Genomic DNA, 16,497 nt, shown 5'->3' with positions numbered 1-16,497 from the left:
CCTGTTATTACACCGACCCACGCAGATGCGTGGGTTTTTTTTGCCTGCTCGCCTGAGCCTGCCGTTATCGCTGTAAAAACCGCCGCTAAATCAACATCGTTCTTAACGAAACCCTGACAGTTTGCCAATAGAAAGGCGCGTCGCCTTTCACTGATAATGGCCGCCGTGAAGCCTGGCGGTTTTTTGTCCGCCGCCGCTCACTGCCGCATTCCGCACGTTCCGGGATTTCTTTTTCTGCTTATCTGAAGAGTTCGACGATGACTCACCTTTCTCGCCCCGCGCGTTCCTTTGGGCTTAAATGGCTGCTCCTGTTGCTGGTGATGGCGATTATCGCTGGGGTTATCTGGCGTCTGCTGGCGGCGGGTCACGGGCCGGGCGAGGGGATGCCGTCGGGCAGACCGGGTGCGCATGGCATGATGGGCGGAGGGGCGACGCTGGTTCACAGCGGTGTCGCCAGCACGGCGGATGTGCCGGTGTGGCTGAATGCGCTCGGCACGGTCATCCCCAACGCCAGCGTCACGGTGACCAGCCGCGTTGACGGCCAGCTGGAGCAGGTTTTCTTTACCGAGGGGCAGAAAGTCAGCGCCGGGCAGCTGCTGGCGCAGATCGATCCGCGCAGCTTTCAGGCCACGCTGAACCAGTATCAGGGCGAACTCAGTGAAAACCAGGCGCTGCTGAAAAGTGCGGAGCTGACGCTGGCGCGCTACCGCAAACTGGCGGCGCAGGATGCACTGGCGCGTCAGGATCTGGACAGCCAGATTGCCACTGTCGGGCAGTATCGCGGTGCCGTCGCCGCCGATCAGGCGCAGATCGCCAGTGCGAAACTCAGCATTGAATATGCCCGGATCACCGCCCCGATCAGCGGGCGCGTCGGCCTGCGTCAGGTCGATCCCGGCAACATGGTTCAGAGTGCCAGCAGCACCGGCCTGGTGACTATTACCCAGATGCAGCCCGCCGCCGTGACCTTTAGCGTGCCGCAAAGCGAAATCCCGACGCTGGTCAGCGTGCTGCATCAGGGGCAGAGCCTGCCCGCCACGCTGTATGATCAGGACAACCAGCATCAGCTCGGCAGCGGCGAGGTGAAGTTCATCAGCAACCAGATCGACACCGCCACCGGCACCGTGGCGCTGAAAGCGGTGTTCGCCAACCAGGATGAGTCGCTGTTTGCCAATCAGTTTGTGAATCTGCGGCTGCAGACCCGGGTGCTGAAAGGCGCGACGGTGATCCCGGCCCAGGCGCTGCAGCTGAGCAGCGACGGCAGTTTTGTCTTTGTGATCAATCAGGATCACAGCGTCACGCGCAAAGCGGTCACCACCGGTCCCGCTTTCGGAGACGATCAGCAGGCGATCCTCAGCGGCGTTTCGCCGGGCGATCGGCTGGTGACGGAAGGGATCGATCGTCTGACCAGCGGCAGCAAAGTGTCGCTGGCTGATGAGACGCCTGCCGCTGCGGGTGCTGTGTCGAAATGAACCCGTCGCGCCTGTTTATTCTGCGTCCGGTCGCCACCATTCTGCTGATGGTCGGCGTGCTGATCGCCGGCATTTTTGCCTGGAAATTCCTCTCTACCTCGGCGCTGCCGCAGGTCGACTATCCGATCATTCAGGTCACCACGCTCTATCCGGGTGCCAGCCCGGATGTGATGGCGTCGTCGGTCACCTCACCGCTGGAGCGCCAGTTAGGGCAGATGGCGGGACTGAGCCAGATGAGCTCCACCAGCGCCAGCGGCTCGTCGATCATTACCCTGAAGTTCAGCCTCGATCTGTCGCTGGATGTCGCCGAGCAGGAGGTGCAGGCGGCGATCAATGCGGCAAATAACCTGCTGCCCGACGACCTGCCCAATCCGCCGACCTACAAAAAGGTTAATCCGGCGGACAGCGCGGTGGTAACGCTGGCGGCCAGTTCCAGCACGCTGCCGTTGACCGCGGTGCAGGATCTGGTCAACACCCGGGTGGCACTGAAGTTGTCGCAGATCTCCGGCGTCGGGATGGTGACGCTGGCGGGCGGCCACCAGCCGGCGATTCGGGTGCAGATGAATCCTCAGGCGCTGGCGGCGCATCATCTGACGCTGGAGGCGGTAAATACGCTGATTGGCAACAGCAACGTCAATGGCTCCAAAGGCGGCTTTGACGGGAAATATCATTCGGTGACCATCGACGCCAACGACCAGCTGCGCACCGCAACCGAGTACGGGAACCTGATCCTCAGCTATGAGAATGGCGCGGCGCTGCGCCTGAAAGATATCGCCCACATTGAACAGGGTCCGGAAAACAGCTTCCAGTCGGCGTGGGCCAACAATCAGCCCGCGATTGTGATCAGCGTGCAGCGCCAGCCGGGCGCGAACGTGATCCAGGTGGTGGACAACATCAAGGCGCAGCTCCCCGCGCTGCAGGCGGCGCTGCCGGAGGGGGTGAAGATGACCATTCTCTCCGATCGCACCCAGACCATCCGCGCCTCGATCAGTGACGTGCAGTTTGAACTGATGCTGTCGATTGCGCTGGTGGTGATGGTGACTTTCCTGTTCCTGCGCAACGTGGCCGCCACGCTGATTCCGAGCGTGGCAGTGCCGCTGTCGCTGGTCGGCACCTTTGGTGTGATGTATCTGGCGGGCTTCAGCCTGAATAATCTGTCGCTGATGGCGCTGACCATCGCCACCGGTTTTGTCATTGATGACGCTATTGTGGTGGTCGAGAACATCTCCCGGCGGCTGGAGCAGGGCGAGTCACCGATGGAAGCCGCGCTGAAAGGCTCACAGCAGATTGGCTTCACCATCATCTCGCTGACCTTTTCGCTGATTGCGGTGCTGATCCCGCTGCTGTTTATGGGCGATGTGGTCGGGCGACTGTTCCGGGAGTTCGCGATTACGCTGGCGGTGGCGATTCTGGTGTCAATGCTGGTGTCGCTGACCCTGACACCGATGCTGTGTGCCTGTCTGCTGCGCCATATTCCGCCAGAACAGCAGTCGACGTTTGCCCGCAAGGGCGGCGAACTGTTTGATGCCCTGGTGCGCGGCTATGACCGGCTGCTGACCGTGGTACTGAACCATCAGAAACTGACGCTGCTGGTGGCGCTGGCCACCTTCGGGCTGACGGCGCTGCTCTACATGATGGTGCCGAAAGGCTTCTTCCCGACCCAGGATACCGGGCTGATTCAGGGCATTACCGTCGCCTCACAGGACGTCTCGTTTAACGCCATGGCAACGCGGCAGCAGGCGTTGTCGGCGCGGATCCTGAAAAACCCGGCGGTGGAGAGCGTCTCATCGACGATCGGCATCGACGGCACCAACACCAGCCTTAACAGCGGGCGGTTGCAGATCAACCTGAAGCCGTTTGGCTCCCGCGATCTCAGCGCCAGCGAGGTGATCAGCCAGCTGAAACAGGCGACCGCCAATGTGCCGGGCATCCGGCTCTATCTGCAACCGGCGCAGGATCTCACCGTCAACGATCAGGTCTCGCCGAGTCAGTATCAGTTCACCCTCGATGATGCCGACAGTGAAAATCTGGTCAGCGCGTCGCCGAAACTGGTGGCGGCATTGCAGCAGCGGCCCGAGTTTAATGGCGTGGTGAGTAACCTGCAGGATCAGGGGCGCGTCTCTTACGTTGAGCTGAACCGCGATAAAGCGGCGCGCTTCGGCATTACTGCCTCGGACGTGGACACCGCGCTCTATAACGCCTTTGGTCAGCGGCTGGTCTCGACCATCTTCACCCAGTCGAATCAGTATCGGGTGGTGCTGGAAGTGGCTCCGGCATACCAGCAGGGTCCGGCATCGTTTGATGATGTCTGGCTGCAATCGTCCGGCAGCAGCAGTTCGGCGTCGTCATCCACCAGCACGACTTCATCAACGTCAACGTCTTCGTCAACATCGTCGTCTTCGTCAACGTCCACTTCAGCCTCTGACACCAGCGCCAGCACGACCAGCAGCGGCATGGTCAAACTCACTGCTATCGCCACTATCCACCAGCGCACCGGTTCGCTGATGCACATGCGGCTGAATCAGTTTCCGGCGGTGATGATCTCCTTCAACCTTAATCCGGGCTATTCGCTGGAGGATGGACAGCGGGCGATCGCGGAAGTACGGCAGCAGCTGCATCTGCCGGAGAGCACCACGCTGCGTTATCAGGGGGAAACCTCGGCGTTTCAGAGCGCCACCGGCAACACGCTGTGGCTGATTCTGGCGGCGCTGATCACCATGTATGTGGTGCTCGGCATCCTCTACGAGAGCTTTATCCATCCGGTGACCATCCTCTCTACGCTGCCGTCGGCGGCGGTGGGCGCGTTGCTGACGCTGCTGCTGGCGGGCACCGAATTCAGCCTGATTGCGCTGATTGGGGTGATACTGCTGATCGGCATCGTGAAAAAGAACGCCATCATGATGATCGACTTCGCGCTGGAGGCGGAACACCATCAGCAACTCAGCGCACGCGACGCGATTCATCAGGCCTGCCTGCTGCGCTTCCGCCCGATTCTGATGACGACGATGGCGGCGCTGCTGGGTGCGCTGCCACTGATGCTGGCCTCCGGCTCCGGGGCAGAGCTGCGTCAGCCGCTGGGGCTGGTGATTGTCGGCGGGCTGATTGTCAGTCAGGTGCTGACACTCTTCTCCACGCCGGTCATTTACCTCCTGTTTGATGGGCTGGCGCAGCGCGGTAGCGCCTGGGTGAAACGCCGTCAGCAGCGGGCGCGGAGCGGGCAATGAATCTGACCCGGCTGTTTATCTTTCGTCCGGTGGCGACGCTGCTGCTGACGCTGGCGATCCTGCTGCTGGGCGCGCTGGGCTACCGGCTGCTGCCGGTGGCACCGCTGCCGCAGGTCGATTTTCCTACCATCATGGTCAGCGCCAGTCTGGCAGGCGCCAGCCCGGAAACCATGGCGGCGACGGTCGCTACGCCGCTGGAACGTTCGCTGGGGCAGATTGCCGGTATTAGTGAGATGACCTCCAGCAGCTCGCAGGGCTCCAGCAGCATCATCCTGCAGTTTGAACTGGACCGCGATATTAATGGCGCGGCACGCGACGTGCAGGCGGCAATCAACGCGGCGCGCAGCCTGCTGCCCAGCGCAATGGCCTCGCTGCCAACCTATCGCAAAGCCAACCCGTCAGACGCGCCAATAGTGATGCTGGCGCTGACCTCTGCCACCCGCACGCCAGGCGAGCTCTACGATCTGGCGGAGAGCAAAATCGAACAGGAGATGGGGCAGGTACAGGGCGTCGGCGAAGTGTCGCTGATGGGCAGCGCCTTACCGGCGGTGCGGATTGATCTGCAGCCGCTGAAGCTGACCCATTACGGCATCTCGCTGGAGACGGTGCGTGCCGCCGTCGCCAACAGCACCACTAATCTGCCTAAAGGGATCTTACAGGGCAGTGACCAGTCGTGGCTGGTGGACAGCAACGGCCAGCTGGAGAAGGCGGCCAGCTACCGCGATCTGATCATCACTTATCAGCAGGGCAACGCGGTGCGGCTGCGTGACGTCGCCACGGTCTATGACTCGGTAGAAGATCGCTATCAGGCGGGGTTTCTGAATGCCACACCGGCGGTGATGATCGGTATCAAACGTCAGGCGGGTGCCAACATGCTGGAAACCATCGACGCGATAAAAGCGCAGTTGCCGCAGCTGGAAAAGAGTCTGCCTGCTGACAGCCAGCTGAACGTGGTGGTTGACCGTTCGCCTGGCGTGCGCGCCTCGCTGTATGACACCGAAGAGACGCTGCTGATCGCGGTGCTGCTGGTGATTGCGGTGGTGTTTATTTTTCTGCGCAATCTGCAGGCGGTGATCATTCCGGCGCTGGCACTGCCGGTGTCGCTGATCGGCACCTGCGCGGTGATGTATCTGCTGGGATACAGCCTGGATAACCTGTCGCTGATGGCGTTGATTATCGCCACCGGCTTCGTGGTGGATGATGCGATTGTGGTGCTGGAGAACATCACCCGTCACATTGAGCGCGGGCTGAGCCCGCTGCGGGCAGCGCTGCGCGGGGCGCAGGAGGTGAGCTTCACCGTGCTGTCGATGACCGTGTCGCTGATCGCGGTGTTCATCCCAATCCTGCTGATGGGCAGTATTGTCGGGCGGCTGTTCCGCGAATTCGCCGTGACGCTCACCGTGTCGCTGCTGATCTCGCTGTTTGTCTCGCTGAGTCTGACGCCGATGCTCTGCGCCCGCCTGCTGAAACCAAAGCCGCCCGTCAGCCAGCGGCCGCATCCGCTTTATCAGTTGATTGAAAACCAGCTGAATCGTCTGCTGGCCGCCTACGGGCGCGGGCTGGCCTGGGTGATGCGCCATCAGAAACTGACGCTGCTCAGCCTGCTGCTGACCGTACTACTGAATGTTTTTCTCTTCGTCGTGGTGCAGAAGGGCTTCTTCCCCAATCAGGATACCGGGCTGCTGATGGGTGCGCTGCGCGCCGATCAGAACATCTCGTTCCAGGCGATGAAGCCGAAAATGCTGATGTTCACGCAGATCATTCAGGAAGATCCGGCGGTAGAGAGCGTGATGTCGTCGATGGGCAGCGGGATGTTTGGCTCCCGTAACAGCGCCAACTTCTTTGTGCGGCTTAAAGATTTTGATCAGCGCGATGCGACCGCCACCGAGGTGGCCAACCGGCTGACGCGCAAAACCAGTCACATCGCCGGGGCGCAGATGTTCCTGATGGCGGCGCAGGACCTGCACATTGGCGGACGCAGCGCCAACGCCACGTATCAGTACAGTCTGCAGGCGGACGATCTCGATCTGCTGCGCACCTGGACGCCGAAAGTGCAGGCGGCGCTGGCGGCGATCCCCGAGCTTAACAGCGTGGACTCCGATTCGCAGACCGGCGGCCAGGAGGTAGAGCTGAACATCGATCGTGATCGCGCCACCCGGCTGGGCGTCAACGTGAACATGCTGGATACGCTGCTGAACAATGCGTTCAGCCAGCGGCAGATCGCCACGCTCTATCACACCCTGAATCAGTATCACGTGGTGATGTCACTGCAGGATAGCGACACTGCCAATCCCGAGACGCTGCAGCAGCTTTATGTGATTAACGACAGCGGTGACCGCGTGCCGCTCTCCGCTTTTGTCCGCTTCAGCGGCGGCAACGCGCCGCTGTCGGTGGCGCATCAGGGCCAGGCCGCGACCAGCACCCTGGCGTTTAATCTCAACGAGGGGGTGTCACTGGAACAGGCGCAGGAACTGATAAAACAGGCGATGGCGAAGCTGGGCCTGCCGTCGACCCTTCATGCCGGTTTTGCCGGCACCGCCGCCGCCTTTTCTCAGCTGACCGCGACCATGCCGTGGCTGATTCTGGCGGCGCTGGCGGCGGTCTATCTCGTGCTCGGCGTGCTCTATGAGAGCTACATCCATCCACTGACCATTCTTTCGACCCTGCCGTCAGCGGGCGTCGGCGCGCTGTTACTGCTGCTGCTGACCGGCACGCAGCTCACGGTGATCGCGCTGATTGGCATCATCCTGCTGATCGGCATCGTGAAAAAGAACGCCATCATGATGATCGATTTCGCCATCGACGCGGAACGGCAGCAGGGCATGTCGCCACAGCAGGCGATCACCCAGGCGTGCCTGATGCGCTTCCGGCCCATCATGATGACCACGCTGGCCGCCTTTTTCGGCGCGTTGCCGCTGGCGCTGGGCAGCGGCGGTGATGCCGATCTGCGCAGCCCGCTGGGCATCGCTATCGCGGGCGGACTGGCGCTCAGCCAGCTGCTGACGCTGTTTACCACGCCGGTTGTTTATCTTTGGCTCGATCGTCTGGGCCGTGCCACTCAACGTCAATGGCGTCGTCTGCGCCCTACGGAATCCTGATCCATGAAACCGCTTATCCCCTTTGTTGTGATGCTGCTGAGCGGCTGTAGCGTCGGTCCCGACTATCAGCGCCCCGCGATGGCGATGCCGGTCCACTATAAAGAGGCCAGAGGCTGGCAGCAGGCGACGCCGCTTGATGCGCAAAGCAAAGGCGAATGGTGGGCGGTTTATCACGACGCCACCCTGAGCGGCCTGCTGAACCAGGTGAGCATCTCGAACCAGAACGTGGCGAATTATGCCGCGCAGTACCGGCAGGCACAGGCGCTGGCGAGTGAGTCACGCGCGGCGCTGTTTCCCTCGCTGGGCTATGACGGCAGCGCGACACGCAGCGGCAGCCACACGACTGACAGCAGCGTTCGCACCACCAGCAGCAGCCATCAGGCGGAGCTGAGTGCCAGCTGGGAGCCTGATCTGTGGGGCAAACTGCGACGCACGCTGGAGGAGAACCGCGCCAGCGCCTCGGCCAGCGCGGCGGAACTGGCCAATATTACCCTGAGCGCCCAGTCTGAACTGGCGCAGGACTATTTCCAGCTGCGCATCATGGATCAGAAAATCGCGCTCTATCAGCAGAGCGTTGATGCTTATCAGCGCTATCTGAAAGTGATTACCAGCCAGTATCAGGCGGGCACCGCGTCGCGTGCCACCCTGGCTCAGGCGCAGCTGCAGCTGGAGAGCGCCAGCGCCTCGGCGCAGGATTATCAGTGGCAGCGCGCGCAGATGGAGCACGCCATTGCGCTGCTGATCGGCAAAGCACCCGCTGAATTCAGCCTGACCGCCGCGCCGCTGACGGCCACGCTGCCCGCGATTCCGGCAGCCCTGCCGGGCGAGCTGTTGCAGCGCCGTCCCGACATTGCTTACGCCGAACGTAACATGGCCGCGGCCAATGCCGCGGTGGGCGTGGCGGTGGCCGGTTACTATCCCGACCTGACCCTGAGCGCCAGCGGTGGCGTCAGTTCTTCCGTGCTGCATTCGCTCTTCTCGCTGCCGAATCGCGTCTGGTCGCTGGGGCCGGAGCTGAGCGGCACGCTGCTGGATTTTGGTGCGACCGCAGCACAGGTCGATCAGGCACGAGCGGGCTGGGATGCCAGCGTTGCGACCTATCGTCAGACGGTGCTGACCGCAATGCAGGAGGTGGAAGATAAGCTGGTGGAGCTGAACACGCTGCAGGGTGAGATCGCCGCGCAGCAGCGCGCCACCGACGCGGCGCAGACCTCGGCGCGGGTGACCCGTTTGCAGTATGAGGCGGGCATGATTACGTATCTGGATGTGGCGACCACCGAAAACAGCCGCCTGAGTGCGCAGCAGAGTTTGCTGACGCTGCAGAGCACGCAGTGGGTCAGCAGTGTGGCGCTGATTGCGGCACTCGGCGGTGGCTGGCAGGCACCCTGAAGGCGGCGTCAGGTTACCGATAATTCTGTTGTCGAACCGCGTCAAATCCTGCATCGTGAGGGGCTATTTTCACGATGCTAAGGAGCCGGCATGGTTTTCACACTATTGCGCCTGATATTTCGCCTGTTATGGCGGGTCGAACTGCGTGGCGACGTCGCCGAACTGCATAAGCAGAAGGTATTGATCACGCCGAACCATATGTCGTTTCTCGACGGCATATTTCTGGCGCTATTTTTGCCGATTAAGCCGGTCTATGCGGTCTATTCGACCATCAGCGAAAGCTGGTTTATGCGGCTGGTTAAACCCTTTATCGACTATGTGCCGCTCGATCCCACCAAACCCATGGCGCTCAAACAGCTGGTCAGGCTGATCGACAGTGGCCGTCCGGTGGTGATCTTCCCGGAAGGACGCATTACCGTCACCGGATCGCTGATGAAGATCTACAGCGGGGCGGGTTTTGTCGCGGCGCGTTCGGGCGCGAATGTGGTGCCGATGCGCATTGAAGGCGCAGAGTACACGCCGTTTGGTCGTCTGGCGGGCGTGTTTAAACGTCGCCTGTTCCCGCGCATCACCCTGACGATTCTGCCCGCCACCCGCATTCCGATGCCGGAGGCGAAACGGGCGCGCGATCGGCGCGTGCTGGCCGGTGAGCATCTGCATCATGTGATGATGGAAGCGCGCATGGCGGTGCGTCCGCGTGAAACCCTGTTTGAGGCATTTCTGGCGGCGCGTACGCGTTATGGCGCGTTTAAACGCTGCATCGAAGATGTCAATTTCAAACCTGACAGCTACAACGGACTGCTGAAGAAGGCGCTGGGCGTGGGCCGTATCCTGGAGCGCTACAGCCAGCCGCGCGAAGTGGTAGGACTGCTGCTGCCCAATACCACCGTCACGGCGGCGGCGATTTTCGGGGCATCCCTGCGCGGACGCGTTCCGGCGATGCTCAACTATACGGCGGGCGTAAACGGCATGCGGGCGGCACTGACCGCCGCGCAGATCAAAACGGTCTTCACGTCGCGCCAGTTCCTGGACAAAGGCAACCTGTGGCATCTGCCGCAGGGGCTCGATGATGTGCAGTGGATCTATCTGGAAGATCTGAAAGATACCGTGACCAGTAAGGACAAACTGTGGATCGTCGCCCATCTGCTGATGCCGCATCGCGCGCAGCTGACCCAGCAGCCGGAAGACGCCGCGATGGTACTGTTTACCTCCGGCTCGGAAGGCAATCCTAAAGGGGTGGTGCATTCGCATAAAAGCCTGCTGGCAAACGTTGAACAGATCCGCACCATCGCCGACTTCACCCCGCGTGACCGCTTTATGTCGGCGCTGCCGCTGTTCCATGCGTTTGGTCTGACCGTCGGGCTGTTTACGCCGCTGATGACCGGCGCGCAGGTGTTCCTCTATCCCAGCCCGCTGCACTATCGCATCGTGCCGGAGCTGGTCTATGACCGCAACTGCACCGTGCTGTTTGGCACCTCGACCTTCCTGGGCAACTACGCGCGCTTTGCCGCGCCCTATGATTTTGCCCGCCTGCGCTATGTGGTGGCGGGGGCGGAGAAGCTGCAGGAGAACACCCGTCAGCTCTACATGGAGAAGTATGGCATTCGCATTCTTGAAGGCTACGGCGTAACCGAATGCGCGCCAGTGGTCGCGATTAACGTGCCGATGGCGGCGAAGGCGCACACCGTCGGACGCATTCTGCCGGGCATGGATTCGCGGCTGATGTCGGTGCCGGGCATTGAGCAGGGCGGACGGCTGCAGCTGCGCGGACCGAACGTGATGAAGGGCTATCTGCGCGTCGAGAATCCAGGCGTGCTGGAAGTGCCGGTCGCCGACGATGGCGAAGGCAATCAGGAAGCGGGCTGGTATGACACGGGTGATATCGTCAGCTTTGATGACGGCGGTTTCTGCCAGATTCAGGGGCGCGCCAAACGCTTCGCGAAGATTGCCGGTGAGATGGTGTCGCTGGAGATCGTCGAGCAGATCGCTCTGAAAGCGTCGCCGGACAAACAACATGCCGCCTCGCTGCGCCCGGATGGTCAGCGTGGTGAGGCGCTGGTGCTGTTCACCACCGACGCTGAACTGGCGCGCGACAGCCTGCAGAAAGCGGCCCGCGAGCTGGGTGCGCCAGAACTGGCGCTGCCGCGTGATATCCGGGTGATGAAGCAGTTGCCGCAGCTGGGCAGCGGTAAACCCGATTACGTCACGCTGAAAAAAATGGCGGAAGAGGAGCAGGCATGAGCCTTGATCGTAATGCGCCGCTGATGTCACGCGGCATGATCGCCGTGATTATCGCCCAGTTCTTTTCGGCCTTCGGCGATAACGCGCTGCTGTTTGCCACGCTGGCCGTACTGAAAAGCCAGTTCTATCCCGACTGGAGCCAGCCGGTGCTGCAGATGCTCTTTGTCGCGGCCTACATTCTGCTGGCACCGTTTGTCGGTCAGGTGGCGGACAGCATGGCAAAAGGGCGGGTGATGATGCTCGCCAACAGCCTGAAGCTGCTGGGCGCGCTGGTGATCTGCTTCGGCTTCAACCCCTTCCTCGGATATACCCTGGTGGGCGCTGGCGCAGCGGCCTACTCCCCGGCTAAATATGGCATCCTCGGTGAGATCACCCACGGTGAGAAGCTGGTGAAAGCCAACGGGCTGATGGAGGGATCGACCATCGCCGCCATTCTGCTCGGCTCAGTGGCGGGCGGGATGCTGGCTGACTGGCATCTGCTGGCGGCGCTGGGGATCTGTGCGCTGACCTACGGCATTGCCGTGGTAGCCAACCTGTTTATCCCGAAACTGCAGGCGGCGCGTCCGGGGCAGAGCTGGCAGTTTGGCATGATGACACGCAGCTTCTTCAGTGCCGCCGCGCTGCTATGGCGTGATGCGGAAACGCGCTTCTCGCTGCTCGGCACCAGCCTGTTCTGGGGCGCAGGCGTGACGCTGCGTTTTCTGCTGGTGCTGTGGGTGCCGGTGGCGCTGGGCATCAGTGACAACACCACACCAACGACCCTGAATGCTATGGTGGCGATCGGGATTGTGATTGGGGCGGCGGCGGCGGCGAAGCTGGTGACGCTTGAAACCGTGCGTCGCTGTATGCCAGCCGGTGTGCTGATTGGTGTGATGGTCGTCGTCTTCGCGCTGCAGCATTCTCTGCTGAATGCCTATCTGGTGCTGATGCTGATTGGCGCGCTGGGCGGTTTCTTTGTGGTGCCGCTGAATGCGCTGTTGCAGGCGCGGGGCAAAGAGAGCGTCGGTTCAGGTAATGCGATTGCGGTGCAGAATCTGGGTGAGAACAGCGCCATGCTGATCATGCTGGGGCTCTATACGCTGGCGATCAAGGCGGGTGCCCCTGCGGTGGCGACGGGCGTCGGTTTTGGCGTGCTGTTTGCGCTGGCGATAGCGCTGCTGTGGCTGTGGCGACCGGCTAAGCGTTAAGCGATTCACCGCCTCTCTCCGGGATAGCCGGAGAGAGGCGGGCGCCCTCGTTAACAATAGATGTTAACAACGGAGATTAGCGACGAAGGGCAATCGCTTCGATTTCGATCTTCACATCTTTTGGCAGACGCGCCACTTCGACACAGGAACGCGCCGGGAAGTGCGCTTCATGCTCGGTGAAAAACGCCTCATAAGCCGCATTGACCGTGGCGAAGTCATTTAAATCTTTTACGAACACCGTGGTCTTCACGATGTCGCCGACCTTCAGACCTGCTGCTTCAACAATCGCCTTCACATTTTCCAGTGACTGACGCGCCTGTGCGGCAACGTCATCCGCCACCTGGCCGGTCGCCGGATCCACCGGGATCTGGCCAGAGGTGATGATCATGCTGCCCAGATCGACACCCTGAACATAGGGGCCGATAGCGGCAGGGGCTTTTTCAGTACTGATTTCACGAGACATCATTGCTCCTTTGATTACGTCGTCAGGCGGCGATGCCGCCGGTGTTGCCCATTATAAGGTCGGGCAGGGCGATTACCAGTGACCCAGCACCACATGGCGGGCGAACTCTTTTTCGCAATATTTGCACTTCAGATGCACATCGTCGGCGCGCTGCTTCACGGCAAAGCTGGAGAAGACCGGCTCGCTGCGGCTGATGCAGTTGCTGTTCGGGCAGGTCAGCACCCGTTCAACGTGGTCCGGCAGCGTCGGGGCGATCTTTGCGACCACTTCATAGTCGTCGATGCGGTTGACCGTGGCATGGGGCGCATAGACCGCCAGCTGATTGACCTGATCGTCGGTGAGAAAGGTGTTCTCAATCTTGATCAGATCTTTGCGGCCCATCTCGCCTGAGGGCAGATTCAGGCCAATGGTAATGCGCTGATCGGTTTCGGTCAGCCGGAACAGAGAGAGCAATTTAAAGCCGATCTGCGCCGGAATATGGTCGATGACCGTGCCGCGTTTGATCGCTTCGACCTGCAGTTTGTTGTCCTGCGTCATGGGGGTATCTCCTTACAGGGCGAGTTCGCTGTTTAAAACCAGTGCCAGCAGAGCCTGGCGCGCATAGATGCCGTTACCCGCCTGCTGGAAATACCAGGCATACGGGGTTTTATCGACATCGGTGGTGATTTCGTCGATGCGCGGCAGCGGGTGCAGTACCTTCATATTGTCGCGCGCTGTAGCGAGATCGGCAGCGCGCAGAATGAACTGCGCTTTGACGTTGGCATATTCTGACGGATCGAGCCGCTCTTTCTGCACCCGCGTCATGTAGAGGATATCGAGCTGCGGCATCACCTCTTCAAAGCTGTCGTGACGTGACCAGCTGATATTCTTCTCATCCAGCATATCGGTGATATAGGCCGGCATCGCCAGCGCATCGGGCGCGATAAAGAAGAAGCGGTTGCCGTCAAACTTCGCCAGCGCCTGGGTCAGGGAGTGGACGGTGCGGCCATACTTCAGGTCGCCGACCATCGCCACATTCAGCTGATTAAGACGGCTCTGCGTCTCCTGAATGGTGAAGAGATCAAGCAGCGTCTGGGTCGGATGCTGGTTCGCGCCGTCACCGGCGTTGAGAATCGGGATGCCACCGGAGAATTCGGTCGCCAGCCGCGCCGCGCCTTCCTGCGGGTGACGCATCACAATGGCATCGACGTAGGTGCTAATCACTGAAATGGTGTCGGCCAGGGTTTCGCCCTTTTTGCCCAGCGACGTATTACTGCCGTCAGCAAAGCCCACCGCTGACGCGCCGAGGCGATGAATGGCGGTTTCAAACGACAGGCGGGTACGGGTCGACGCCTCAAAGAAGCAGCTGGCGATAACCTTGTGCTTCAGCAGTTCCGGCTGCGGGTGGGCTTTCAGCTTTGCGGCGGTGTGCAACGCCAGTTCCAGCTCTTCACGACTGAGGTCGTTAATTGAAATAATGTGCTTGCGATATAGCGGGTTAGCCATAGCTTTCTCCTCTGCGCGGCCGGATTGCGGACAAAAAAAAGCCCCTGCTTAAGGGGCTTTTTTAAGATCGGGTCGATGACCGAAAGAAACAGTAGCACCGCCTGCGGTCAGGCGTGATTGAGCGTCAAATTGTCCGCTGTGCTGTAGCATATTTCCTCCGGCAAATTGGGCCGCATTATACCCGTTCGCGGTGGGTCAGCAAGAGGAAAACGTTTGCGCCTGCCTGGCCGCTCGGAGGCCGGGCCAGGTCAGGCGGATGAATAGGCCGGTATGAGCAGACGCAACTCAGCGTCCTCAGCCGCACGATGCTGGTCGGTCAGCGCTGGCCCAGCGTGGCCACCATTACCGCTTTAATCGTGTGCATCCGGTTCTCAGCCTGGTCGAACACAATGCTGTGTGGTGATTCGAACACCTCGTTGCTCACTTCCATGCCGTTGGGCAGATCGTACTGTTCCGCCATCTGCTGGCCCAGCGTGGTCTGATCGTCGTGGAAGGCGGGCAGACAGTGCAGAAATTTAACCTGCGGGTTGCCGGTCAGATCGAGCATCGCCCGGTTCACCTGATAGTCACGCAGCAGCGCGATACGCTCGGCCCACACCGCTTTGGCTTCGCCCATCGACACCCAGACATCGGTGTAGATAAAGTCAGCGCCTTTCACGCCGTCGGCAATATGTTCGGTGAGGGTAATTTTCCCGCCGGTCTGCTGCGCGGCTGCGCGGCACTGCACCACCAGTTGCTCCTCTGGCCAGCAGCTCTTTGGTGCCACCAGACGCAGATCCAGCCCCACCTGTGCGGCGGCTTCCAGCATGGTGTTGCCCATGTTGTTGCGCGCATCACCTACATAAACCAGCGTCATCTCGCTGAGTTTTTTGCCCGGCAGATGCTCCTGCATGGTCAGCAGATCGGCCAGCAGCTGGGTCGGATGAAACTCGGTGGTCAGGCCGTTCCACACCGGCACACCGGCATGTTCCGCCAGCGTTTCCACCAGTTCCTGACCGTAACCGCGATACTGAATGCCATCATACATCCGGCCCAGCACCCGCGCGGTGTCGCGCATCGACTCTTTATGGCCGATCTGGCTGCCACTCGGGCCAAGATAGGTGACGTTCGCACCCTGATCGTAAGCGGCAACTTCGAAAGAGCATCGGGTACGGGTCGAGTCTTTTTCGAAGATGAGCGCGATGTTTTTACCTTTCAGATGCTGCACTTCCTGGGCGCTTTTTTTCGCCCGTTTCAATTCAGCGGAAAGGGTAAGCAGGTGATCAATCTCGGCGGGCGTAAAATCCAGAAGCCTGAGGAAATGGCGCTGATACAGCTGACTCATACAACACTCCGGTAATCATTAAAGTGAATTAAAATTCAATCTAACCGTATGAATATGCATTTTCAAGTGCAGGGCTAATAAACTTTTCGTTTTGTGTAGTGGCGCGACGGGCAGTATGGGAAAATAATTGATTATTGCCGAACTCAGAGAGGATATCGTCATGGCATATGAAGCATTACTGGAAGAGCAGCAGGAAGAGACGCGGCAGATTATCGAAGAGCTGCTGGAGGATGGCAGCGATCCTGATGCGCTCTATACCATCGAGCACCATCTCTCATGCAATAATTTTGATTCGCTGGAAAAAGCGGCCGTTGATGCGTTCAAGCTGGGTTATGAAGTGACCGAGCCGGAAGAGCTGGAGCTGGAAGATGGCACCACCGTGATGTGCGTCGACATCATCAGCGAATCCGCCCTGAAGCCTGAACTGATCGATGTGCAGGTTGAGCAGCTGGTGAACCTGATTGGTAAGTACAACGTCGATTACGACGGCTGGGGCACCTATTTTGAAGATCCCGATGCCGAAGATGAAGATGACGACGCCATCGAAGATGAAGATGATGATGGTATTCGCCACTAAGTAGCCGGGGCGGAGAGTTCTCCGCCTGTCACCCCTGCCA

General features: G+C 60.4%; 11 protein-coding genes. 7 read left to right on the top strand and 4 right to left on the bottom strand.

Annotated features, from left to right (window positions below; genetic code table 11):
- Positions 1 to 257 precede the first annotated feature (257 nt).
- The 6 genes from LC417_RS10030 to lplT all read left to right on the top strand — a co-directional run bounded on the left by LC417_RS10030 (position 258) and on the right by lplT (position 12,608).
- Complete coding sequence (locus tag LC417_RS10030; RefSeq protein WP_187511265.1) at positions 258 to 1,469, top strand: efflux RND transporter periplasmic adaptor subunit; 1,212 nt, start codon at positions 258 to 260, stop codon at positions 1,467 to 1,469.
- A complete protein-coding gene (locus LC417_RS10025; RefSeq protein WP_223565799.1) occupies positions 1,466 to 4,693 on the top strand; it encodes an efflux RND transporter permease subunit in 3,228 nt (1,075 codons plus the stop codon). The genes LC417_RS10030 and LC417_RS10025 overlap by 4 nt, the downstream gene beginning before the upstream one ends.
- Positions 4,690 to 7,791 carry a multidrug efflux RND transporter permease subunit gene (locus LC417_RS10020; protein ID WP_223565798.1) on the top strand — a complete coding sequence of 1,034 codons (3,102 nt, stop codon included), beginning with the start codon at positions 4,690 to 4,692 and terminating at the stop codon, positions 7,789 to 7,791. Before LC417_RS10025 ends, LC417_RS10020 begins: the two co-directional genes overlap by 4 nt.
- A gap of 3 nt (positions 7,792 to 7,794) precedes the next feature.
- Entirely contained in the window at positions 7,795 to 9,180 is a 1,386-nt protein-coding gene (locus LC417_RS10015) for an efflux transporter outer membrane subunit (protein ID WP_223565797.1), read from the top strand.
- A 90-nt stretch (positions 9,181 to 9,270) separates the two neighbouring features.
- A complete protein-coding gene (gene aas / locus LC417_RS10010) occupies positions 9,271 to 11,421 on the top strand; it encodes a bifunctional acyl-ACP--phospholipid O-acyltransferase/long-chain-fatty-acid--ACP ligase (RefSeq protein ID WP_223565796.1) in 2,151 nt (716 codons plus the stop codon).
- Positions 11,418 to 12,608 (top strand): lysophospholipid transporter LplT, encoded by a 1,191-nt coding sequence (lplT, locus tag LC417_RS10005; RefSeq protein WP_033759668.1) that lies wholly within the window; start codon positions 11,418 to 11,420, stop codon positions 12,606 to 12,608. The genes aas and lplT overlap by 4 nt, the downstream gene beginning before the upstream one ends.
- Before the next feature lie 76 nt (positions 12,609 to 12,684).
- Here lplT and ridA read toward each other — a convergent pair whose 3' ends face one another.
- From ridA to argF, 4 genes are all read right to left on the bottom strand, one after another.
- A complete protein-coding gene (ridA, locus tag LC417_RS10000; protein WP_010251687.1) occupies positions 12,685 to 13,071 on the bottom strand; it encodes a 2-iminobutanoate/2-iminopropanoate deaminase in 387 nt (128 codons plus the stop codon).
- 72 nt (positions 13,072 to 13,143) lie between these two features.
- Positions 13,144 to 13,608 (bottom strand): aspartate carbamoyltransferase regulatory subunit, encoded by a 465-nt coding sequence (gene pyrI, locus LC417_RS09995; RefSeq protein WP_010251684.1) that lies wholly within the window; start codon positions 13,606 to 13,608, stop codon positions 13,144 to 13,146.
- A gap of 12 nt (positions 13,609 to 13,620) precedes the next feature.
- Complete coding sequence (pyrB, locus tag LC417_RS09990; RefSeq protein WP_010251681.1) at positions 13,621 to 14,556, bottom strand: aspartate carbamoyltransferase; 936 nt, start codon at positions 14,554 to 14,556, stop codon at positions 13,621 to 13,623.
- Between the two features lie 316 nt (positions 14,557 to 14,872).
- Entirely contained in the window at positions 14,873 to 15,880 is a 1,008-nt protein-coding gene (gene argF / locus LC417_RS09985) for an ornithine carbamoyltransferase (RefSeq protein ID WP_223565795.1), read from the bottom strand.
- Positions 15,881 to 16,040: 160 nt separating this feature from the next.
- Between argF and rraB the strand changes: the two genes are divergently transcribed.
- Positions 16,041 to 16,457, top strand: a complete 417-nt coding sequence (gene rraB, locus LC417_RS09980) for a ribonuclease E inhibitor RraB (protein WP_010251675.1) — start codon at positions 16,041 to 16,043, stop codon at positions 16,455 to 16,457.
- Positions 16,458 to 16,497: the final 40 nt, after the last annotated feature.

The sequence above is a fragment of the Pantoea sp. OVA07A genome (genome assembly GCF_019969975.1).
GTDB lineage: Bacteria > Pseudomonadota > Gammaproteobacteria > Enterobacterales > Enterobacteriaceae > Pantoea > Pantoea agglomerans.
The sequence above is the reverse complement of the archived record's forward strand: the minus strand, read 5'-3'. Positions and strand labels throughout refer to the sequence as shown.

Bases quoted from the DNA above. Each gene is read 5' to 3' on its own strand.
- ridA (WP_010251687.1), bottom strand. From the start codon at position 13,071: ATGTCTCGTGAAATCAGTACTGAAAAAGCCCCTGCCGCTATCGGCCCC.
- LC417_RS10015 (WP_223565797.1), top strand. From the start codon at position 7,795: ATGAAACCGCTTATCCCCTTTGTTGTGATGCTGCTGAGCGGCTGTAGC.
- pyrI (WP_010251684.1), bottom strand. From the start codon at position 13,608: ATGACGCAGGACAACAAACTGCAGGTCGAAGCGATCAAACGCGGCACG.
- pyrB (WP_010251681.1), bottom strand. From the start codon at position 14,556: ATGGCTAACCCGCTATATCGCAAGCACATTATTTCAATTAACGACCTC.
- aas (WP_223565796.1), top strand. From the start codon at position 9,271: ATGGTTTTCACACTATTGCGCCTGATATTTCGCCTGTTATGGCGGGTC.
- rraB (WP_010251675.1), top strand. From the start codon at position 16,041: ATGGCATATGAAGCATTACTGGAAGAGCAGCAGGAAGAGACGCGGCAG.
- argF (WP_223565795.1), bottom strand. From the start codon at position 15,880: ATGAGTCAGCTGTATCAGCGCCATTTCCTCAGGCTTCTGGATTTTACG.
- LC417_RS10025 (WP_223565799.1), top strand. From the start codon at position 1,466: ATGAACCCGTCGCGCCTGTTTATTCTGCGTCCGGTCGCCACCATTCTG.
- LC417_RS10020 (WP_223565798.1), top strand. From the start codon at position 4,690: ATGAATCTGACCCGGCTGTTTATCTTTCGTCCGGTGGCGACGCTGCTG.
- LC417_RS10030 (WP_187511265.1), top strand. From the start codon at position 258: ATGACTCACCTTTCTCGCCCCGCGCGTTCCTTTGGGCTTAAATGGCTG.
- lplT (WP_033759668.1), top strand. From the start codon at position 11,418: ATGAGCCTTGATCGTAATGCGCCGCTGATGTCACGCGGCATGATCGCC.